General features: G+C 68.9%; 22 protein-coding genes. 14 read left to right on the plus strand and 8 right to left on the minus strand.

The window, feature by feature from the left end:
- Positions 1 to 16: 16 nt before the first annotated feature.
- Positions 17 to 268 (minus strand): ferrous iron transport protein A, encoded by a 252-nt coding sequence (locus FJ091_02405; GenBank protein MBM4382200.1) that lies wholly within the window; start codon positions 266 to 268, stop codon positions 17 to 19.
- A gap of 90 nt (positions 269 to 358) precedes the next feature.
- Complete coding sequence (locus FJ091_02410) at positions 359 to 1375, minus strand: NAD(P)-dependent glycerol-3-phosphate dehydrogenase (GenBank protein ID MBM4382201.1); 1017 nt, start codon at positions 1373 to 1375, stop codon at positions 359 to 361.
- A gap of 231 nt (positions 1376 to 1606) precedes the next feature.
- On the opposite strand from FJ091_02410, the gene FJ091_02415 reads away from it, so the two are divergent.
- From FJ091_02415 to FJ091_02460, 10 genes are read left to right on the plus strand one after another with little or no spacing between them, the layout of a single operon-like run.
- Positions 1607 to 1897, plus strand: coding sequence for an NADH-quinone oxidoreductase subunit A (locus FJ091_02415; protein MBM4382202.1), 291 nt, complete (start codon positions 1607 to 1609; stop codon positions 1895 to 1897).
- A complete protein-coding gene (locus tag FJ091_02420) occupies positions 1894 to 2385 on the plus strand; it encodes an NAD(P)H-dependent oxidoreductase subunit E (protein ID MBM4382203.1) in 492 nt (163 codons plus the stop codon). The genes FJ091_02415 and FJ091_02420 overlap by 4 nt, the downstream gene beginning before the upstream one ends.
- Positions 2386 to 2388: 3 nt before the next feature.
- Complete coding sequence (gene nuoF / locus FJ091_02425; protein ID MBM4382204.1) at positions 2389 to 3687, plus strand: NADH-quinone oxidoreductase subunit NuoF; 1299 nt, start codon at positions 2389 to 2391, stop codon at positions 3685 to 3687.
- 4 nt (positions 3688 to 3691) lie between these two features.
- Positions 3692 to 5281, plus strand: coding sequence for a (2Fe-2S)-binding protein (locus FJ091_02430; protein MBM4382205.1), 1590 nt, complete (start codon positions 3692 to 3694; stop codon positions 5279 to 5281).
- 24 nt (positions 5282 to 5305) lie between these two features.
- On the plus strand, positions 5306 to 6385 hold the full coding sequence (locus FJ091_02435; protein ID MBM4382206.1) for an NADH-quinone oxidoreductase subunit H: 1080 nt from the start codon (positions 5306 to 5308) through the stop codon (positions 6383 to 6385).
- Positions 6382 to 6870: an NADH-quinone oxidoreductase subunit J gene (locus tag FJ091_02440; GenBank protein ID MBM4382207.1), complete on the plus strand. Its 489-nt coding sequence runs from the start codon at positions 6382 to 6384 to the stop codon at positions 6868 to 6870. The genes FJ091_02435 and FJ091_02440 overlap by 4 nt, the downstream gene beginning before the upstream one ends.
- A complete protein-coding gene (gene nuoK, locus FJ091_02445) occupies positions 6870 to 7166 on the plus strand; it encodes an NADH-quinone oxidoreductase subunit NuoK (GenBank protein ID MBM4382208.1) in 297 nt (98 codons plus the stop codon). Before FJ091_02440 ends, nuoK begins: the two co-directional genes overlap by 1 nt.
- The gene (gene nuoL, locus FJ091_02450; GenBank protein MBM4382209.1) at positions 7160 to 9217 is read left to right on the plus strand and encodes an NADH-quinone oxidoreductase subunit L; all 2058 of its coding nucleotides are present in this window, start codon (positions 7160 to 7162) and stop codon (positions 9215 to 9217) included. The genes nuoK and nuoL overlap by 7 nt, the downstream gene beginning before the upstream one ends.
- A complete protein-coding gene (locus tag FJ091_02455; protein MBM4382210.1) occupies positions 9217 to 10830 on the plus strand; it encodes an NADH-quinone oxidoreductase subunit M in 1614 nt (537 codons plus the stop codon). The genes nuoL and FJ091_02455 overlap by 1 nt, the downstream gene beginning before the upstream one ends.
- A complete protein-coding gene (locus FJ091_02460; GenBank protein MBM4382211.1) occupies positions 10827 to 12338 on the plus strand; it encodes an NADH-quinone oxidoreductase subunit N in 1512 nt (503 codons plus the stop codon). The genes FJ091_02455 and FJ091_02460 overlap by 4 nt, the downstream gene beginning before the upstream one ends.
- Before the next feature lie 68 nt (positions 12339 to 12406).
- Here FJ091_02460 and FJ091_02465 read toward each other — a convergent pair whose 3' ends face one another.
- Both FJ091_02465 and selB read right to left on the minus strand, forming a co-directional pair.
- A complete protein-coding gene (locus FJ091_02465) occupies positions 12407 to 12955 on the minus strand; it encodes a GNAT family N-acetyltransferase (GenBank protein MBM4382212.1) in 549 nt (182 codons plus the stop codon).
- Positions 12952 to 14883 carry a selenocysteine-specific translation elongation factor gene (selB, locus tag FJ091_02470; protein MBM4382213.1) on the minus strand — a complete coding sequence of 644 codons (1932 nt, stop codon included), beginning with the start codon at positions 14881 to 14883 and terminating at the stop codon, positions 12952 to 12954. The genes FJ091_02465 and selB overlap by 4 nt, the downstream gene beginning before the upstream one ends.
- A gap of 320 nt (positions 14884 to 15203) precedes the next feature.
- Here selB and FJ091_02475 point away from each other — a divergent pair, with 320 nt between their 5' ends.
- Both FJ091_02475 and FJ091_02480 read left to right on the plus strand, forming a co-directional pair.
- A complete protein-coding gene (locus tag FJ091_02475; GenBank protein MBM4382214.1) occupies positions 15204 to 15488 on the plus strand; it encodes a type II toxin-antitoxin system prevent-host-death family antitoxin in 285 nt (94 codons plus the stop codon).
- The gene (locus FJ091_02480; GenBank protein ID MBM4382215.1) at positions 15485 to 15913 is read left to right on the plus strand and encodes a type II toxin-antitoxin system VapC family toxin; all 429 of its coding nucleotides are present in this window, start codon (positions 15485 to 15487) and stop codon (positions 15911 to 15913) included. Before FJ091_02475 ends, FJ091_02480 begins: the two co-directional genes overlap by 4 nt.
- On the opposite strand, the gene serS is transcribed toward FJ091_02480, so the two are convergent.
- Both serS and FJ091_02490 read right to left on the minus strand, forming a co-directional pair.
- Positions 15910 to 17187, minus strand: a complete 1278-nt coding sequence (gene serS / locus FJ091_02485) for a serine--tRNA ligase (protein ID MBM4382216.1) — start codon at positions 17185 to 17187, stop codon at positions 15910 to 15912. The two genes, FJ091_02480 and serS, sit on opposite strands and share 4 nt — an antisense overlap.
- A gap of 115 nt (positions 17188 to 17302) precedes the next feature.
- Positions 17303 to 18034: a dienelactone hydrolase family protein gene (locus tag FJ091_02490; GenBank protein ID MBM4382217.1), complete on the minus strand. Its 732-nt coding sequence runs from the start codon at positions 18032 to 18034 to the stop codon at positions 17303 to 17305.
- 73 nt (positions 18035 to 18107) lie between these two features.
- Here FJ091_02490 and FJ091_02495 point away from each other — a divergent pair, with 73 nt between their 5' ends.
- Entirely contained in the window at positions 18108 to 19382 is a 1275-nt protein-coding gene (locus FJ091_02495) for a dicarboxylate/amino acid:cation symporter (GenBank protein ID MBM4382218.1), read from the plus strand.
- 7 nt (positions 19383 to 19389) lie between these two features.
- Positions 19390 to 19776, plus strand: coding sequence for a nuclear transport factor 2 family protein (locus FJ091_02500; protein MBM4382219.1), 387 nt, complete (start codon positions 19390 to 19392; stop codon positions 19774 to 19776).
- On the opposite strand, the gene FJ091_02505 is transcribed toward FJ091_02500, so the two are convergent.
- Entirely contained in the window at positions 19773 to 20318 is a 546-nt protein-coding gene (locus FJ091_02505; protein MBM4382220.1) for a hypothetical protein, read from the minus strand. The genes FJ091_02500 and FJ091_02505 overlap by 4 nt on opposite strands.
- Positions 20315 to 20647, minus strand: a complete 333-nt coding sequence (locus FJ091_02510) for an ArsR family transcriptional regulator (GenBank protein ID MBM4382221.1) — start codon at positions 20645 to 20647, stop codon at positions 20315 to 20317. The genes FJ091_02505 and FJ091_02510 overlap by 4 nt, the downstream gene beginning before the upstream one ends.
- Positions 20648 to 20721 lie beyond the last annotated feature (74 nt).

Genomic DNA, 20721 nt, shown 5'->3' on the forward strand with positions numbered 1-20721 from the left:
GCGCACGGGTGCCGCGCTAGCCACGCGTCACCCGAACCGCACGCGCCTCGTTCGCGCGCAGGCAGAGCTGGCTCCCGCGCAGCTCGTACACGCGCGGGTCCCCCAGCGGCGCGCGGCGCCGCACGACGACGACGGTGCCGGGCACGAAGCCGAGGTCTTCGAGGCGTTCAGCGAGCGCGGCGTCGCTGTCGACGGACGCGACGGTCGCCGACTCACCCAAGGGGAGCAGGTCGAGGGTCAGCGGCTGTCCATCCTTAAGACCGGGCATCGCTTCCTCTGAAAACGATTTTCAATTTCGCTCAGCCGGCCATTCCGTGCCAGGCACGGATTGGCGCTTCCCGCGGGCACCGATGGCTACTCAGCCCTCGAGCCCCTCGCTCTCGGCTTTGAGGCGGCGCGACATCAGGCGCAGGCCGGCCTGGGCGGGCGTGATCTGGCCGTCGAGCACGGCGCGCAGGCCCGTCGCGATGGGCATCTCCATCCCGAGCTTGGCGGCGAGGCGGCAGGCGGCGTAGGTGGTGCGCACGCCCTCGGCCACTTCGTTCATGCTCTGCGTGATCTCGGCGAGGCTGCGGCCGCGCGCGAGCTCGAGGCCGACGGTGCGGTTGCGCGAGAGGTCGCCCGTGCAGGTGAGGATCAGGTCGCCCATCCCCGAGAGTCCGAGGAAGGTGAGCGAGTCGGCGCCGAGGGCGATGCCGAGCCGCGCGATCTCGTGGAGGCCGCGCGTCATCAGCGCCGAGCGCGCGGAGAGACCGGTGCCGAGGCCATCGCTCATGCCGACCGCGATCGCGACGACGTTCTTCAGCGCGCCGCCCACCTCCACGCCCACGATGTCCTTGTGCGTGTAGCAGCGGAACGTGGGCGACGAGAGCGCGCGCTGCACCGCGATCGCGTGGGCTTCCTCGGCGCACGCGAGCGTTACCGCGGTGGGCTTGCCCGCGGCGACTTCGCGCGCGAACGACGGTCCCGAGAGCGCGACGACGCGGGTTCGCAGCGGCTCGGGCAGCACTTCCGCGAGCACGTCGTGCATCAGCAGCGAGGTCTCGACCTCGATGCCCTTCACGGTGGAGACCACGTACGCGTCGTGCGCCATGTGCGCGCCGGCTCCGCGCATCACCTCGCGCACGCCGTGGCTCGGAATCGCGCACACCACGAGCTGCGCGCCGGCGACGGCGTCCGCGAGGTCCGTCGTCACGCGCACGCGCTCGGGCAGCGCGAAGTCGCTCAGGTAGCGCGGGTTGCGGCGCTCGCGCTGCATCACGCGCGCAGCCTCCGCATCGCGCGTCCACAGCGTCACGTCGTGCGCTCGCGCCGCCAGCAGCGCGAGGCACGTGCCGAAGCTTCCGCCTCCGAGAACCGCGACGCGCTGCGACATGACGCGCACTCTATCGACCCGCTGTTGCGAAGGACGCGCGAGAAGCCGCGCAAAAATCGTTGAACGAGAAGTCCATCGCGCTAGCATGCCCGCGCTTTTTTCAGCCGCGACGCGCAGTTAACTCCAGTTTTCACGCGTGCCGGGCAATGCGGAAACGGAGGTCGCGGCGTGCTCGGGGAATTCGCCGGCGTTTTGCTGCTGCTCGCCGTCGCGATCATCGTAGCCAGCGCCATGGTCTCCGCGCCGAAGCTGCTCGGACCGAAGCGCGAGTTCCCGGAGAAGCAGGACCCCTTCGAGTGCGGCGAGAAGCAGATCGTCTCACCGAAGCAGCGCTTCTCCGTGAAGTTCTATCTCGTCGCGATGCTGTTCGTGCTGTTCGATCTCGAGGCGGTGTTCTTCTATCCGTGGGGCGCCTTGATGCGCGAGCTCGGTGTCTTCGGCTTCGTCGCGATGACCGTGTTCACCGTCCCGCTCGTGCTCGGGCTCGTCTACGAGTGGCGCAAGGGAGCGCTCGAGTGGTGAAGAGCGCTTCTGTTGATCCGAAGGACCTGTCCGCCGAGTCGCGCGCGCGCATCGAGCGCGAGATGGCGAAGTTCCCGAAGAAGCGCGGCGCGCTGCTCGCGGCGCTGCACATCGCGCAGGAAGAGCACGGCTGGATCTCGCCGGCGCTCGCCAAGGTGCTCGCGCACATGTTCGAGATCGCACCGATCGAAGTGATGGAAGTCGTCTCGTTCTACAACATGTTCTACGACCGCCCGCAGGGCCGGCACCACGTCTACGTGTGCACGAATCTGCCGTGCTCGCTGCGCGGCGCGCGCGGGATGCTGCGCGCGATCGAATCGCACCTCGGCGTGCGCGCGGGCGAGACGACGGCCGACGGGCGCATCACGCTCGGCCACGAGGAGTGCCTCGGCGCCTGCGCGTACGCACCGATGCTGCGCGTCGGCGAGACCTACCACGAGAACCTGGACGTCGAGCAGGCCAAGCGCCTGGTCGACGCGCTCGAGTAACGCATGGGACTCAAGGCGCCGTACGTCACGAACTACCTGACGCAGCACTTCGCGGACGACGCCTTCGGTCACGTGGACGGCTACGTCGCGCGCGGCGGCTACGAGGCCGCGCGCCAGGCGATCACGCGCATGGCGCCCGAAGAGGTCGCCACGCTCGTCAAGGACGCGGGCCTGCAAGGGCGCGGCGGCGCGGGCTTCGTCGCGGGCCTCAAGTGGACGTTCATGCCCAAGGGCAACGACAAGCCCAAGTACCTCGTCTGCAACGCAGACGAATCGGAGCCGGGCTCGTTCAAGGATCGCCTCCTGATGGAGCGCGGCCCGCATCAGCTGCTCGAAGGCATCCTGATCGCCGCGTGGGCGACGGGCGCGGAGAAGACCTTCGTCTACATCCGCGGCGAGTACGCGTTCGCCGCGCAGGTGTTGCAGCGCGCGATCGACGAGGCGTATTCGCGCGGCTACCTCGGCCCGCGCGTGATGGGCACCGCGCTCTCGCACGACGTGGTGCTCGTGCGCGGCGCGGGCGCCTACATCTGCGGCGAAGAGACGGGCCTGCTCGAATCGCTCGAGGGCAAGAAGGGCCAGCCGCGCAAGAAGCCGCCGTTCCCCGCGCAGTACGGCGCGTTCGGCATGCCCACCACGGTGAACAACGTCGAGACGTTCAGCCACGTCCCGCACATCGTCGCGCGGGGCAAGGACTGGTTCCGCGGCATCGGCACCGAGAAGAGCCCGGGCACCACGATCTTCGGCGTGTCCGGGCATGTCGTCAGGCCCGGGCTCTACGAGCTGCCGCTCGGCACGAAGCTCGACACGATCATCTTCGAGCACGCGGGCGGTGTGCCCGACGGCAAGAAGGTGAAGGGCGTCATCCCCGGCGGCATGTCGATGAAGATCCTGCCCGCCGGCCAGCTGGACACGCCGATGGCGAACGAGTCGCTGCGCGAGCGCGGCTCGATGCTCGGCACCGGCGGCATCATCGTGATGGACGAGACCACCTGCATGGTGCGCGCGGCCAGCGTGATCTCGTACTTCTTCCGCGACGAGTCGTGCGGCCAGTGCACGCAGTGCCGCGAAGGCACGGGCTGGCTGAACAAGATCATCGGCCGCATCGAGCGCGGGGCGGGCACGCGCGAGGACATCGACATCCTGCTCGACGTCGCGGGCAAGATGGAGGGCGCCACGATCTGCGCGTTCTCCGACGCCGCCGCGTGGCCGGTGCAGGGCATCCTCAAACACTTCCGCGACGACTTCGAAGCGCACGTGCGCGAACAGAAGTGTCCGTTCCCCGCGAGCTTCGAGCTGTAACGACATGGCAAACGTCACGATCGACGGCGTGAAGTACGAAGTGCAGGACGGGCGCACGATCCTGCAGGCGCTCGACGACCTCGGGCTGCTCATGAACGGCGTCGACGTGCCGCACTACTGCTGGCATCCGAAGCTCTCGATCGACGGCTCGTGCCGACTCTGCCAAGTCGAGGTGAAGGGTCAGCCGAAGCTCCAGATCGCCTGCAACACGCCCGTCGCCGAGGGCATGGAGATCACCACCGCGAACGAGCGCGTGAAGAAGGCGCGCGAGGGCGTGATGGAGCTGCTGCTCGTCAATCACCCCCTCGATTGCCCGATCTGCGATCAGGCGGGCGAGTGCAAGCTGCAGGACTACGCCTACGAGTACGGCGTCACGCACGCGCGCACGAAAGAGCCGCGGCGCGCGCTGAAGAAGCGCGTCGACCTCGGGCCGACGATCACGTTCGACCAGGAGCGCTGCATCTTGTGCCGGCGCTGCGTGCGCTTCACGCGCGAGATCTCGCAGACGAGCGAGCTCACCGTGATGAGCCGCGGCGATCGCTCGACGATCGAGACGTTCCCCGGCGCGCCGCTCGACAACGACTACTCGATGAACGTGGCCGACATCTGCCCGGTCGGCGCGCTCACCACGAAGGACTTCCGCTTCAAGATCCGCGTGTGGTTCCTCGACGACAAGCCGGGCGTCTGCACCGGCTGCGCGAGTGGCTGCAACATCCACCTCGGCGTCGCGAACAATCAGGTCTACCGCTACGTGCCGCGGCGCAACGACGCGGTGAACGCGACCTGGATGTGCGACGAAGGCCGCATGTCCTACAAGCGCATCGGCGCGAGCGACCGCATCCGTGAAGCCGGCGTGCGCACCGCGACGGGCGGCCTCGCGAGCGCGAAGCTCGACGCCGCGGTCGCCGCCGCCGCCGCGAAGCTGCGCGCCGTAACGACAGCGGGCGGCGCCTCGGTCGCCGCGCTCGCCTCCGCGCACGCGACGAACGAGGACCTGTTCGTGCTGCGCCGCTTCTGCGAGGCGATCGGCACGGAGACGATGGGCGTCGCGGTTCCGAAGGGGCGCTCCGACGAGATCTTGATCAAGGCGGAGAAGGCCGCGAACGGCGCCGGCGCGCGTGCGCTCGGCTTCAAGGACGCGGCGAGCGTCGCCGAGCGCGTGAAGGCCGGCGCGGTGCGCGCGCTGATCGTGCTCGGCAGCGATGCGCTCGCGTTGTTAGGTGGCGAGGCCGCGCTCGCGAAGCTCGACTGCGTGATCCTGCTGGGCACGCATCACTCCGCGCTCGAGCGCGCTGCGCACGTGGTGTTCCCCGCGCGCGTCGCCGCGGAGAAGCGCGGCACGCTCACGAATCACGCGGGCCACGTGCAGCGCGTGGCGCCCGCGGTGGAGCCCGCGTTCGACGCGTGGAGCGAGGGCGAGGTGCTGCTGCGCCTCGGCCAGGCGCTCGGGCTCGCGGGCTTCGCGCCGGGCGTCGCGTTCAATGCGCGCGAAGTCTCGAAGGCGATCGGGCAGGTGGTGCCCGCGTTCGCGGGCTGCGACTACGACTCGGTGGGCGACGAAGGGCGACCGCTCGGCGGCGCGGGAGCGCGCTGAGTGGAGCTCCAAGTCGTCGTCAAGATGCTCGTGATCGTGCTCGTGATCATGGGTCTGTTCCTGCCTCTCATCACCTGGGTCGAGCGCAAGCAGAGCGCCGTGATGCAGGACCGCATCGGCGCCAACCGCGCCCACGTGCTCGGCATCACCGCGCTCGGCCTGCTGCACCCCGCGGCCGACGTCGTGAAGCTCGCGACCAAAGAAGACGTCGTGCCCGCCGGCGCGAATCGCTGGATCCATCAGCTCGCGCCGATCATCGCGCTGGTGCCCGCGATCATCACGCTCGCCGTGATCCCGTACGGCGGGAAGTACCAGATGGACGGCTGGGTGCTGAACCTCGTCGTCGCCGACATCGACTGGGGAATGCTCTACGTGTTCGCGGTCGGCTCGATCGCGACCTACGGCGCCGTGATGGCGGGCTGGGCGAGCAACTCGAACTGGGGCTTGCTCGGCTCGATGCGCGCCTCGGCGCAGATGATCTCGTACGAAGTGACGATGGGGCTCTCGCTCGTCGGCCTCTTCATGGTGTTCAACTCGCTGAGCCTCGTGGAGATCGCGCAGGCGCAGGACAAGACGCTCTGGCTGTTCGGCCTCGTTCCGCTGCCGAACTGGGGGATCTTCCTCCAGCCGCTCGGCTTCATCCTGTTCCTCACCTGCATCATGGCCGAGAACAAGCGGCCGCCGTTCGACGCGCCGGAAGGCGAGAGCGAGCTCGTGGCCGGGTACCACATGGAGTACTCGGGCATGCGCTTCGGCCTGTTCTACACGGCCGAGTTCCTCGAAGTGCCGGTGATCGGCATGATCGTCACCACGCTGTTCCTCGGCGGCTATGCGATCCCGTTCGTCTCGCAGGAGATGATCATCGGCGGCCTCACGCCCGCGCTCGGCGCGAGCTTCGCGACGGTCGTCTGCATCGCGCTGCACTTCGTCACGTTCCTGATCAAGGTGATCGTGATGATCTGGCTGCAGATGGCGATCCGCTGGACGCTGCCGCGCTTCCGGTACGACCAGGTGATGGACCTGTGCTGGAAGATGATCCTGCCGATCTCGATCGCGAATGCGTTCGTGACGGCCGGCGTGATCTTGTTCCTGGAGCGCGCATGACGCTCTTCTACATCTTCGCGTTCATCGCGATCGCCGGCGCGCTCGGCATGCTGCTCAACACGCGCAACACCGTGGCCGCGGCGCTCTCGCTCGTCGTCACGATGTGCGCGCTCGCCGCGATCTACGTGCAGCTCGACGCGTACCTGATCGGCGCGCTGCAGGTGATGGTCTACGCCGGCGCGATCCTCGTGCTGTTCCTGTTCGTGGTGATGCTGCTCAACCTGCGCAGCGACGACTTCGGCGGCGCGCGCTACGCGAAGCCATTGCTCGCGACGCTCGGCGCCGCCGCGATCGGCGCAGGCTTCCTCACGCTGCTGCCCGGCGCGTTCGGCCCCGCCGCGGAGCTCAGCGCAGGCTTCGGCGGCTACCGCGAAGTCGGGCGCGAGCTCTTCACCAACTACGTGCTCGCGTTCGAAGTCACCTCGCTGCTGCTGCTCGGCGCGATGATCGGCGCAGTGATTCTCGCCAAGCGGAAGATCGACTGATGGTCACGCAAGCCGTCGCGCTCTCGGGGATCCTGTTCTTGCTCGGCGTGATCGGCGCGCTCACGCGCCGCAACCTGATCGTGATCCTGATGTCGATCGAGCTGATGCTGAACGCGGTGAACCTCGCGCTCGTCGCGTTCTCGCGGCAGTGGGGCGATCACGCGGGCCAGCTGTTCGTGCTGATGGTGATCGTCGTCGCCGCCGCCGAAGTCGCGGTCGGCCTCGGCATCGTGATCGCGCTGTTCCGCAACCGCGAGAGCGTCAACGTCGAGGACGCGAGTCTCCTGAAATGGTAGAAGCGACGCCGAACGACCTGATCCGCTGGGTGCCCCTGCTGCCGCTGCTCGGCGCTCTCGTGCACGGCGTGCTGCTCGCCTTCTTCCGCACGCAGCTCTCGCGCACGCTCACGATCGCGCTCTCGTGCGGCTCGGTCGTCGCGTCGTTCCTGCTCTCGCTCGCGCTCGTGAACGACCTCACGCAGCTCGCGCCGGGCGCGCGCGTGATGAGCGACTCGCTCTTCACCTGGATCGGCACCGCCAGCTTCACCGCCGAAGCCGCGTTCCTGCTCGATCCGCTCAGCGCCGTGATGATCCTCGTCGTCACCGGGGTCGGCTCGCTCATCCACATCTACTCGATCGGGTACATGGATGACGACCACCGCGACGACCGCGGCTTCGCGCGCTTCTTCTGTTACCTGAACCTGTTCACGTTCTCGATGCTGATGCTGGTGCTCGGGGACAACCTGCTGGTGATGTTCCTCGGCTGGGAAGGCGTCGGCGTCTGTTCCTACCTGCTGATCGGCTTCTGGTACTCGGACACGTGGAACGCCTACTGCGGCAGCAAGGCGTTCATCGTCAACCGCATCGGCGACTTCGGCTTCTTGCTCGGCTTGTTCCTGCTGTTCTGGTCGCTCTCCGGCGAGGGCCAGGCCGCGATCGCGTTCCGCGACATCCAGGCCGCGTTCCCCGCGATCGCAGAGCAGACGGTGCAGCTGCCGCAGTGGCTCTCGTTCCTGCCCGGCTTCCCCGAGTGGAAGCTCGCCACGCTGATCGGCCTGTGCTTCTTCGTCGGCGCCGCCGGCAAGTCCGCGCAGCTGCCGCTCTACGTGTGGCTGCCCGACGCGATGGCGGGCCCGACGCCCGTGTCCGCGCTGATTCACGCCGCCACGATGGTGACCGCGGGCGTCTACATGGTCTCGCGCATGAGCTTCGTCTACGCGGAGGCGGACGGCGCGATGGCGTTCATCGCGTGGACGGGCGCGATCACGGCGCTGCTCTCGGCCACGATCGCGATCGCGCAGACCGACATCAAGAAAGTGCTCGCGTACTCCACCGTCTCGCAGCTCGGCTTCATGTTCGTGGCCGCGGGCTGCGGCGCGTTCGGCGCGGCGATGTTCCACGTCGTCACGCACGCGTTCTTCAAGGCGCTGCTCTTCCTCGGCGCCGGCAGCGTGATCCTCGCGATGCACCACGAGCAGGACACGGACAAGATGGGCGGCCTGCGGACGAAGCTGCCGTGGACGCACAAGGTGTTCCTGATGGGCGTGCTCGCGATCGCGGGTGCGCCGTTCTTCTCCGGATTCTTCTCGAAGGACGAGATCCTGCTCGCCGCGAAGCTCTCGCACGTGCCCGCCCACGGCGCGCTCTACGCAGTCATGCTCGGCACCGCAGGCATCACGGCCTTCTACATGTTCCGCCTCTACTTCCGCACGTTCCTCGGCAAGAGCCGCGCGAGCGAGCAGACGTTGTCTCACGTGCACGAGCCCGCGTGGACGGTCGTCGCGCCGCTCGTCGTGCTGGCCCTCGCCTCGATCTTCGGCGGCTTCCTCGGTCCAGCGGCGGCGCTGAACCCGCTGCTCGGCATCCTCAACATCGCGCCTGAGAACTCGAACAGCTTCGCGAACTTCGTCGCGCCCGTGCTCTCGAACGCGCACCACGAGATCACGCTGAGCGAAGAGCGCCTGCTCGCCGTGTACTCGGTGCTCGTCGCGGGCGTCGGCGTCGCGCTCGCAGCGCTGATGTACGTGTGGCGCCCCGCCATCCCCGTCGCGATTCGCGGCGCGCTCGGGCCGCTCCATCGCGCGGTCGAGAACAAGTACTACGTGGACGAGATCTACGACGCGCTGTTCGTGAAGCCCCTCGTGTGGCTCTCGAAGAACGTTCTGCACCGCTTCTTCGACGCGGGCGTGATCGACGGCGTGCTCGTGAACGGCTCGGCGGCGACGGTGCGCGGGGTGACGAGCGGCCTGCTCAAGTACGCGCAGTCGGGCTTCGCGCAGAGCTACCTCGGCTGGATGGCGCTCGGCACGGCGTGCCTGCTCGTCTGGCTCGCGACGCAGGTGGCGTGATGTTCGAAGGCAACCTCGTCAGCGTCGTCTCGTTCCTGCCGCTCGCCGCGGCGCTCGTGCTGCTCGTCGTCGACCAGATCGCGAAGCTCGCGGACGCGGTGTGGAAGAGCGCGGCGCTGATCACGAGCCTGCTCACCTTCGTGATCTCGCTCCAGCTCTGGTGCGGCTACGACGCGACGCGCGCCGACTACCAGTTCGTCGAGCACGTGCCGTGGCTCGCGGAGTGGGGCGTCAACTACTTCGTCGGCATCGACGGCATCAGCCTGCTCTTGATCCTGCTCACGACGTTCCTGCAGCCGATCGTGCTGGTCGCGTCGTGGAACGACATCAAGACCAGCGTCAAGTCGTTCCTGTTCTTCATGCTCGCGCTCGAGACGGGCATGATCGCGACCTTCGCCGCGCTGAATCTCTTCCAGTTCTACCTGTTCTGGGAGCTGATGCTGATTCCGATGTACTTCATCATCGGGATCTGGGGCGGCCCGCGGCGCGTGTACGCCGCGATCAAGTTCTTCCTGTTCACGATGGCCGGCTCGCTGCTGATGCTCGTCGCGATGCTGGTCGTCTACCGCCTGCACTTCGAGCAGACCGGCACGCTCACGCTCGACCTCGTCGCGCCGCCGGGCTCCACGCTCCCGGGTCTGCTCGACACCGCGATCCTGCCGGGCGGCGACGTGTGGTGGCGCACGCAGCCGTGGCTGTTCGCGGCCTTCGCGCTCGCGTTCGGCATCAAGGTCCCGGTGTTCCCGTTCCACACCTGGCTTCCCGACGCGCACGTCGAGGCGCCCACCGCTGGCTCCGCGATCCTCGCCGGCGTGCTGCTGAAGATGGGCACCTACGGCTTCGTGCGCTTCGCGCTGCCGCTCTTCCCCGACGCCGCAGTCGAGTTCGCGCCGCTCGTGTTCGGCCTCGGCGTGATGGGCATCGTGTACGGCGCGCTCGTGGCGATGGTGCAGAGCGACATCAAGAAGCTCGTCGCGTACTCGTCGGTCGCGCACCTCGGCTTCGTGATGCTCGGAACCTTCGCGCTGAACGACGAGGGCCTGAAGGGTTCCGTGCTGCAGATGGTGAACCACGGCCTCTCGACCGGCGCGCTCTTCCTGCTCGTCGGCATGATCTACGAGCGCCGTCACACCCGCGAGATCGGCGCGTTCGGCGGCATCGCGAAGCCGATGCCGGTGTACGCCGCGATGTTCGGGATCGTGACGATGTCGAGCATCGGCCTGCCCGGGCTGAACGGCTTCGTGGGCGAGTTCCTGATCTTGTTAGGCACGTTCGAGGCCGCGCCGCTCGTCGCGACGCTCGCGACCTTCGGCGTCGTGCTCGCCGCGGTCTACATGCTGTGGATGTATCGCCGCGTGTTCTTCGGGCCCGTCGAGGTGCCGGAGAATCGCGGCCTGATCGACCTCGACCTGCGCGAGAAGCTCGTGATCGCCGCGGTCGTGATCCCGATCGTGTGGATCGGCGTCTACCCGCAGCCGCTGCTCACGCGCCTCTCGGCGCCGGTCAGCGAGATCCTGCGCGTGATGGAGGCGAAGCGCGCGGCCACGGCGGCGGAGGCGACCGCGCCGCTCCCGGTTCCCGTGCGCGTGAGCCTCACGGAGCCGCAGCGATGATTCCCGCGCCCGTGCTGAACCTCGCGGCCGCGATGCCGCTGCTGCTGATCGCCGGCGGCGCGTTCCTCGTGCTCCTGCTCGACCTCTTCCTCGGCCGCGCGACCGACAGCGAGCGCTGGCGCAAGAACCTCGCGCTCACCTTCGTCTCGGTCGGCGTTCTCGCCGCCGTGGGCTGGTCGGCCAACGCGTTCCTCGCCGGCGGCGCGCTCGAGTTCAGCCCCGATCACCCGATGTTCCAGCTCGATCGCTTGACCGCGTTCGGCACGATCTCGGTCTGCATCGGTGCCGTGCTCGCGCTCTTGCTCTCGACCTATTACTTGAAGGAGGTCGGCGTCCAGCACGGCGAGTACTACGCGCTCGTGCTGCTCGCGACGAGCGGCATGATCCTGCTCGTCGGCTCGGTCGATCTGATCAGCGCCTTCCTCGGCATCGAGCTGATGAGCATCCCGATCTACGTGCTCGCCGGCTTCGACCGCCGCCGCGTGCGCGCGAACGAATCCGCGCTGAAGTACTTCCTCGCCGGCTCGTTCGCGAGCGCACTTCTGCTCTACGGCATGGCGCTCCTCTACGGCGCGACCGGCGAGACGAGCTACGCGGGAATCGGGGCCGCCTTCGACGGCAGCGATCCGCTCGCGGTGATCGGCCTCGCGCTCTTGCTCGTCGGCTTCACCTTCAAGGTCTCCGCGGTGCCGTTCCACCAGTGGACGCCCGACGTCTACGAAGGCGCGCCCGCCTCCGTGACGGCCTACATGTCCGTCACCGTGAAGGCCGCCGCGTTCGTCGCGCTGGTGCGCCTCGCGCACACCACGTTCGGGGGCGTGGAGGGCCCGCTCACCGACGCGCTCTGGGTGATCGCCGCGGCCACGATGATCGTGGGCAACCTGATGGCGGTGATTCAGGACAACGTGAAGCGCATGCTCGCTTACTCGAGCGTCGCGCACGCGGGCTACCTGCTCGTCGGCCTCGTGGCCGCTTCGCCCGGCGGCTACGGCGACGCCTACGCCAGCGTGCTCTTCTACCTCGTCGCGTACCTGTTCCTGAACCTCGGCGCCTTCGGCGTGATCATCGCGCTCACGCACCGCGGCCAGGACGCCGACCGCTTCGAGGACTACGCCGGGCTCGCGAAGCGCCGCCACGCGCTCGCCGGCCTGATGACTCTGTTCCTGATCGGCCTCGCCGGCATCCCCGGCACCGCGGGCTTCGTCGCCAAGTTCAAGATCTTCATGGCCGCGGTGCAGCAGGGCTACGTCTCGCTCGTCGTGATCGCCGTGATGACGAGCCTCGTCTCGGTCTACTACTACCTGCGCCTGCCCGTGCTCATGTACATGCGCGAGCCCGGCGAAGCCGCGGGCCGCCTGCGACTCGCGACCGGCGAGCAGATCGCGCTCGTCGCGTGCGCGGTCGCGGTGGTCGTGCTCGGCATCCTGCCCAACAACGGCCCCGAGGACCTGCTCAGCTTCGTGCGCGCCCTCGACTGGTCGCGCGAAGCGGTGGCGGCGCTGAACTGACGCGCAGGCGAAGCGCGCAGCCTCCGCGCGCGTCGATCCTCCGTGCATCGCGCTCGCGCGTCCGTGGGCTACCGAAGCGGACTGCGCGCGAGCCATGCCGCGCGCGTGAGCTCGAAGATGTCGTCGTTCTCGGCGAAGTCCTTGCGCGCGTGTAGGAAGCCGAGGCGCTGCGCGAGCCCGGCCGACGCGCGGTTGTCGAAGTGGATCTCGGCTTGGAGTCGCGCGACTCCCCAGACCTCGAAGAGGTGCGCCACCAACGCCGCGACGGCCTCGCGCGCGTAGCCGCGTCGCTGATGCGCAGCGCCGATCACGTAGGCGATCGAGCCGCCCTCGCCGCGCAGAGTCGCCTGCGTGAAGCCGATCGCCTCTCGCGAATCCCGCAGCCGCAGGATCCAGTTGAGCCAATGCTGAGCGCCGTCCGGGCTGCGCCCGCCCGCGAGGAACGCGTACTCGCGCTCCAGCGCCGCGACGCTTTCGGGCGGCCCGCCCGGCATGTGCGCGTAGAGCCGCGCATCGCTCAGCACGGGAAACATCGCCGAGGCGTGTTCGCCGCGGACGGGTTCGCAAAGGAGCCGCGCTGTCTCGATCTGCGCGAAGCGCGCATCGCGCTCGCTCACTTCGCGCGCCGCTTCAGCACGCGCACTTCGCCGCGGCGCACGGTGAGCTGCTCCGTGTCGAACAGCTCCATCAGCGGCACGACGAACTTGCGCGTGCCGCCGATCAGCTCCTTGTAGGCCGCGGTGCCGATTTCGCCGTGCGCTTCGAGATGGGCGACGACTCGCGTCCGCAGCGCGGCGACGGCGCTCACATCGAACCACAGCTCGCCCGGCGCGCGCACGAGCGCGCCTTCGCGCTCGAGATGCGCGAGCACCTCGCGCAGCTCCGCCTCGCTCGCGCGCAGCTCCGCTTCCCACTCGCGCAGCGTGCGCGGCGCGAGACCCGCCTCGCGCGCGCCCGCGCGCAGCCTCGCGGCGAGCTCCTGCTCGCGCGCAGCGAGCCGCGGCGCGAAGTCAGCGCGGCGCACGAGCTCGCCTTCGACCGCGACTTCTCCGCGCGCTGCGAGCTGTGCGAGCGCGCGCTCGTAAAGCGCGGGCGCAGCGTTCTCGGGCAGCGCACCGCGCAGCGTTCCCTTCGGCATGCCCGGCTTGATCGGGTTCGCGGCGTGAAACGCAGCGAGAGCCTCCGCGCAGCGGGACTCCGCCTGCGACACGAGCTCGGTCGACGCGAACACGTCTGCAGCGAGCGCGACGATCTTGCCGCTCTCCTCGGCGCTCGTGAGCGCTGAAGCGAGCGCCGCAGGCAGGAGCCCGCTCTGCGTGCGCAGCGCCTCGAGCGACATGCCCGCGAATCCGGAGCGAGCGACGCGCTGCGCCACGCCTTCGGTCGCATCGCCCCGGGCGAGCACTTCGAGGCCGCGCGCGAGAGCGCGGTCGCTGCGCCGCCGGTGCGGCGGCGCGACGTCGAGGATCTCGCCGCCACCGAGCGTCGCGCCCGAGGCGAAGCCGCGCACGACGAAGCGATCACCGGGCAGTAGTGCGAGCGCGCCGTCGTCGAGATGGATGCGCGCGAACGAGCGCGACCCCGGCTCGAAGAAGTCTCCGCCGACGGGCGCGACGTGCGCGCGCACCGCAGCGGTGCCCACCAGCAGCTCGCACGCGACCGGCTTGGGTCCGCTGTGCGGCGCGGTCGCGAGCCAGCGCAGTGAAGCATCGAACGTGCTCGACGGCGCGAGTGAGCCGGGCGCTGCGACGAGCATCCCGCGCGCGAGATCCGCGAGCGCGATGCCCTGCAGGTTCACCGCGCAGCGCGAGCCCGGCTCGAGCCGCTCCGCGCTCGCGCCGAAGCTCTGCAGCCCGCGCACGCGCGCACGTGCGCCGCCGGGGAAGAGCTCGACCGCATCTCCCGCAGTGAGCTCGGCGCCTGCGAGCGTTCCCGTGACGACCGAGCCGAAGCCGCGCATCTCGAAGCAGCGATCCACCCAGAGCCGCGCGGGGCCCGCGCGCCTCGCTCGCTCGCGCGCCTGCTCCGCCGCGCGCACGAGGGCGCTGCGCAGCTCCGCGATGCCCGCGCCCGTCGTCGCGGACACGCGCAGCACGTCAGCGCTCGCGAGCGACGTGTCCGCGAGCAGATCGCGCACCTCGGTTTCGGCGAGGTCCGCGACGTCGGCGTCGGCAAGATCGCTCTTCGTCAGCGCGACGACGCCGTGCGCGATCCCGAGCAAGTCGATGATCGCCAGGTGCTCGCGCGTCTGCGGCATCGCGCCTTCGTCCGCGGCGACGACGAGCAGCACGAAGTCGATCCCCGTCGCGCCCGACACCATCGTGCGCACGAGCCCCTCATGCCCCGGCACGTCGACGACGCCGATCGTGAGCCCGGGCGCGAGCGCGAGCGGCGCGAACCCGAGCTCGATCGTGATGCCGCGCGCCTTCTCCTCGGGCAGCCGATCCGTGTCGACGCCCGTGAGCGCGCGCACGAGCGTGGTCTTGCCGTGATCGATGTGACCCGCGGTGCCGAGGATGAGGTTGTTACGGGACATCGAAGCCACTGTCCGATCTCCGCTCGGCTTCGCCTCGCTGCGCGCCGCTTGGCGGCTTGCCGCCGTGATCGATGTGGCCCGCGGTGCCGAGGATGAGGTTGCTACGCGTCATCGAAGCCACTGTCCGATCTCCGCTCGGCTTCGCCTCGCTGCGCGCCGCTTCGCGGCTTGCTGCCGTGATCGATGTGGCCCGCGGTGCCGAGGATGAGGTTGTTACGGAGTGCCGGAGTCGTCATTGCTGGCAGGGTTGCACACACGCAGCTCGGCGCCGGATGGGGTGAACGGTCGTTCACGTTGACGCCGCCGGAGCGTGAGGCCAACTTCGCGCGATGGCGAAAGAGAGAATCATCGGAGTTCGCGAGCTGCGGGAACGGCTGAGCGATTATCTCGAGCTCGTTGCGAACGGGGAGTCGCTCACGATCGGAACGCGCAAAGCCGCGGTTGCGCGGCTCGTGCCCGCAGCGCCGCTGAGCGAGGGCGAAGCGTTGGATCGGCTCGCGGCGGAGGGACGAATTCAGAAGCCGCGTGGGAAGCTCCGCCTGCGCGGGCCCGTGAAGCTGCGCAAGCGGCAAACGAAGTCGGTCTCAGACCAAGTCGTCGAGGATCGGCGATGATCCTCTACCTCGACACGAGCGCGCTGGTGAAGCTCTATGTCGAGGAAGCGGGCTCCGCGCGGACTCGCGAGCTCGTCGATCGCTCCGACGGCGCCTACACGTCACGGATCAGCTACGTCGAGGCGCGTGCCGCATTTGCGCGGCGGCTACGCGCGCAGGCGATGAGCCGCCGCGAACACGGCGACATCGTGAGTAGGTTCGAGGCGGGCTGGAGCGGCTTCGGCGTCGTCGAGCTCTCCGACCCACTCGCGCGAAGCGCGGGCACGCTCGCCGAGAAGCACGGCCTACGGGCGCTCGACGCGACCCAGCTGGCAGCGGCGCTCGAGCTGCGCACGGGGTCTGTGCCGGTCGACTTCGCTTGTTTCGACCGCCGCCTTGCGCACGCTGCGCGCGAGGAACGCCTGCCGCTCGCAGCGAGCCTCTAGCGCTTCCCGATCACCTCGCGCCCCACGTACGGCTGCAGCGCCTTCGGCACCGCGATCGTGCCGTCGGCGCGCTGGTGGTTCTCGAGCAGCGCGAGGATCAGGCGCGCGTTCGAGACCGCGGTGCCGTTCAGCATGTGCGCGAACTCGTTCTTCTTCTTGGCCTTGCGCCGGAAGCGCACGCGCAGCCGGCGCGCCTGATAATCGGTGCAGTTCGACGTGCTCGAGATCTCGCCGTAGCTGCCGCGCTCGCCGCGCCCCGGCATCCACGCCTCGATGTCGAACTTGCGATACGCCGGCGCGCCGAGGTCGCCGGCCGCGATGTCGACCACGCGATACGGCAGCTGGAGTCCCTGATAAATGCGCTCCTCGATCGCGAGCAGCTGCTCGTGCATCGCGTCGGAATCTTCGGGGCGCGTGATCGCGAACATCTCCACCTTCGTGAACTGATGCACGCGGTAGAGGCCCTTGCTCTCGCGCCCCGCGGCGCCCGCCTCGGTGCGGAAGCAGTGAGAGATGCCGGCCATCTTCACCGGCAGCTGCTCTTCCTCGAGGATCGTGTCTGCGTAGAGGCCACCCAGCGTGATCTCCGCAGTGCCGACGAGGCAGAGGTCGCTGTTCGCGACCGAGTAGATCTGCGTCTCCTCGCCGCGCGGGTTGAAGCCGATGCCTTCGAGGATGTCCGCGCGCGCGAGGTCGGGCGTGACGTAGGGCGTGAAGCCTTCGGCCAACAACAAGTCGAGCGCGTAGCGCTGCAGCCCGAGCTCGAGCAGCACGGCCTCGTTCTTCAGGTAGTAGAACTTCTGTCCCGCCACCTTCGCGCCGCCGTCGAAGTCCGCGAGATCGAGCGCCGCCGCGAGCTGGAGATGATCCTTCGGCGCGAAGCCGAGCTGCGCTGGCGCGCCGACGCGGCGCAGCTCCTTCGCGTCGTCCTCGCCCCCATCCGGTACGGCGGCGTGCAGGAAGTTCGGGAGATCGCGCAGCTTCGCGTCGAGCTTCGCGCGCAGCGCCTCGGTCTCTGCCTCCACGCGCACGACCGCCTCCTTCAGCGCGCGACCCTCGGCGCCGTGCGCTTCGCGCTCCTCGGGCGCGAGCTTCTTCTTGCCGCGCTCCTGGTGCTCGTTGCGCCGGCGATTCGTCTCGTTCAGCTCGTGCTGCTTCGCCGCGACCTGCGCGTGCAGCGCGATCGCGCCATCCAGATCGGCGCGCACGCCGCGCCGGCGAATGCTCGCCGCTATTTCATCGCGGCGTTCGGCGAGGCTGCGGGCATCGAGCATGAGCGAAGACTCCGGGCGCGCGCGCAGGCGCGGCGGGGCGAGATAGCGGGAGGGCGGGGACGGGGCCAGGAGGAGAATCGAGGGGCCAGCGTCAGGCGCCGAATCCTCGACTTCTTTACCGCAGCTCGCTCGCGAACAGGGCCTTCACGCGGGACCACGCGTCGTCAGCGCTCGGCGCGTGGTAGGAGCCGCGCGCGTTGCAGAAGAACCCGTGGTCCGCCTCGTACACGACCACCTCGTGCCGCGTACCCGCGCGCTTCAGCGCGTCGCGCATCGCGTCGACCTGCGCCATCGGGATGAGCGCGTCCTTGGCGCCCATCAGGCACACGATCTTGCCCTTGATCTTGGGCGTGCGGCCGAGTGTCGAGGCCTTGCCGCCGGGGCCCTTCGGCGCGGCGATGCCGCCGCCATAGAACGAGGCCGCCGCGGCGACGTCGGTCTCGCATGCGGTGAGGTACGTCATGTGCCCGCCGATGCAGAAGCCCATCGCGCCGATCTTGCCGGTGCAGCCGGGCTGCTTGCGCAGGAACGCGACCGCGGCCTGCGCGTCCGCGGTCATCGTGTCGGCGTCGAGCGACATCAGGCCCTTCATGCCCACACCCATGCCCGCTTCGTCGTAGGCGACGTCGAGGCCGGGATGCGTGCGATGAAAGAAGTCCGGCGCGAGCACGATGTAGCCCTCGCGCGCGACGCGCTCCGCCACTTCGCGGATGTGCGCATTCACTCCGAAGATCTCCATGTACACGATCACGCCCGCGCGCGGCGCCGAGTCCGCGGGGCGCACCAGGTAGCCGCCCATGTTCGTGCCGCCGACCGGGATCGAAACGCGCTCGCTGCGAATCTCCATGAAGCCTCCTCGAAGCGCGGCACGCTATCGCGGGTCCCCGCCCCTGGCATAGTGTGCGCGACGTGGAGGGCGCATGGGCGACGCGAGTTCTCCCGCGGACGACGCGGGCAGCAGCCTCACGCTGCGCATTCTCGTCGGGATGCTCTCGGGATTTCTGCTCGGCCTCGTGATCAATGGGCTCTTCGCGCCGGGCGCCGCGCGCGACGCCGTGCTCGGCGTGCTCCAGGTCGGCGGCGCGATCTTCGTCGCGAGCTTGAAGCTGCTCGTGGTGCCGCTCGTGTTCGTATCGCTCGTGTGCGGCGCGGCCTCGCTCGACGACGTCGCGAAGCTCGGCCGCGTCGGCGGCAAGACGATGGCGCTCTACCTCGTGACGACGACGATCGCGATCGCCATCGCGGTGAGCGCGGGCGCGCTGGTACGCCCCGGCGACGGCTTCGCGCTCCCGACCGACGTCGCCTACTCGCCGCCGCCCGCGCCGGCGCTCTCCGAGGTGCTGCTCGGCATCTTCCCGACGAATCCGGTGCAGGCGATGGCCGATGGCAACATGCTGCAGATCATCGTGTTCGCCGTGCTGTTCGGCGTCGCGATGACGCTCTCGGGAGCGCCGGGCAAGCGTCTGCTCGCGTTCTTTCAGGACGCGAACGAAGTCGTGCTGCGCCTCGTGCTCGTGCTGATGAAGCTCGCCCCGCTCGGCGTGTTCTGCTTGATCGCGAAGGTGTTCGCGGAGCAAGGCTTTGGCGCCTTCGCGCCGCTGCTGAAGTACTTCTTCCTCGTGCTCGCGGTGCTCGTCGTGCACATGACGGTCGTCTACCCGTCGCTGCTCGTGCTGCTCGGACGCCTGAATCCGCGCGCGTTCTTCCTCGGCTTCCGCGAGCCGATCGCCGTCGCGTTCGGCACCTCGAGCAGCAACGCCACGCTGCCCGTCACGCTGCGCGCGGTCGAGCACAAGCTCGGCGTCGACAACGCGATCGCGTCGTTCACGATCCCGCTCGGCGCCACGATCAACATGGACGGCACCGCGATCATGCAGGGCGTCGCCGCCTGCTTCATCGCACAGGTCTACGGCGTCGACCTGACGACCACGGACTACCTGATGGTCGTCGTGACGGCGACGCTCGCTTCGATCGGTACCGCGGGCGTGCCCGGCGTCGGCCTCGTGATGCTCGCGATGGTGCTGCGCCAGGTGAACCTGCCCGTCGAAGGCATCGCGCTGATCATCGGCGTCGACCGGCTGCTCGACATGTCGCGCACCATCGTGAACGTGACCGGCGACGCCGCCGTCACCTGCATCGTCGCGAAGAGCGAGGGCCGGCTCGATCTCGCGAAGTACAACGCCAACGCCGGGTAGGGAGACCATGCTCGCAACGCACGACATCGTCGCGATCCAGCAGCTCACGGCGCGCTACGGCCACCTGGTCGACGCGCGCGAGTGGAAGCAGCTCGGCGAGATCTTCACGAGCGACGGCGTGTTCGACGTCACCGCCTTCAACGCCGGCCGCCACGAAGGCCTCGCCGCCGTGATCGCGTTCTTCGAGCGCGCCGCGCATCCGGCCGCGCACCACGCGACCAATCTCTACGTGTACGAGGAAGGCACGATCGTGCGCGCGCTCAGCAAGTACGCCGTGCCGAGCGAAGGCGGCAAGCTGTTCGGCGGCGACTACCGCGACACGCTGATGCGCACCGCGAACGGGTGGCGAATCAAGGAGCGCGTCGTGACGACGAGGTGGCCGGCGCGGCCCTAACGAGCCTTCTCGCGCTTTCGCAGCTCGCGTCGAAACGCGCGGAACTTCTCGGCAGCGCGTTCCCCCTCGGACCAGCGCGCGATGCGGCTCAAGTCCACGTCGTGGCGCCGCGCGACCTCGAGCGCCTGCGCGAGCCCCTGCGCATCGTTCGAGTGATAGAACCAAGCGAGTCGATCCATCACGCAGTCGGTCGGCGTGAGCATTCGCAGCGTGCCGAGCTTCGTCTCCTTCTCCGCGAACTCGGTGATCGTGAGCTCCCCGATCTGAACCGGGCCGGGCGGGAGCTCGACGAGATAGGGCGTGCCGTCGTGAACCCAGTGTCGGCCCTGCCTGCGAAAGCCGAGTCCGTCCATCGCCGCATCGACCTTCCGGCCGAGGCCAGTTCGGATGAAGTCGAGGTCGAACGACTGGTACGCGTTGTCGGAGTAGATCGAGACGACGCTTCCGCCCGAGAGCACGGCCTCGATTCCGGCTTGGTCGAGCGCGGCGCAAATCAATCCAGCAAGGTCGGCGAGCGAGAGCTTCGGGTGGATGCGACTCAACGCGGCTTGCCGCTGCGCCGCGGGCGCGTGCGCTGCGCGAAGTATCGCTCGCGCTCAGCGGCGGGCAGCAGCGCCAGCGCCTTCTGCAGGAGCGCGCTCAACTCGACGCGGAAGGCGAAGCGCGGGTTCCACGAGAAGACTCGCGTCTTGCCCTGGAGCCGGCTCGCGAGCACACCGCCAGCTTCGAGTCGCGCGAGCTGGCGCTGCACCATGCTGACCGGCATGTCGTCGAACGCGCGCGAGATCGCGAGCGCGTAACCCTCGCCGTACCGCTCCAGATAGAGCAGCACGCGCTCCGCGGACGGACTCCCGAAGAGACCTTCGAGCATCGAAGCCTCAACTACCTTGATTCCAGGTAACGTTACCTGAAATCAAGGTAATCGGCCTCGGGCCCAGAGACCTG

The sequence above is a fragment of the Deltaproteobacteria bacterium genome (assembly GCA_016875395.1).
Lineage (GTDB): Bacteria > Myxococcota_A > UBA9160 > UBA9160 > UBA6930 > VGRF01.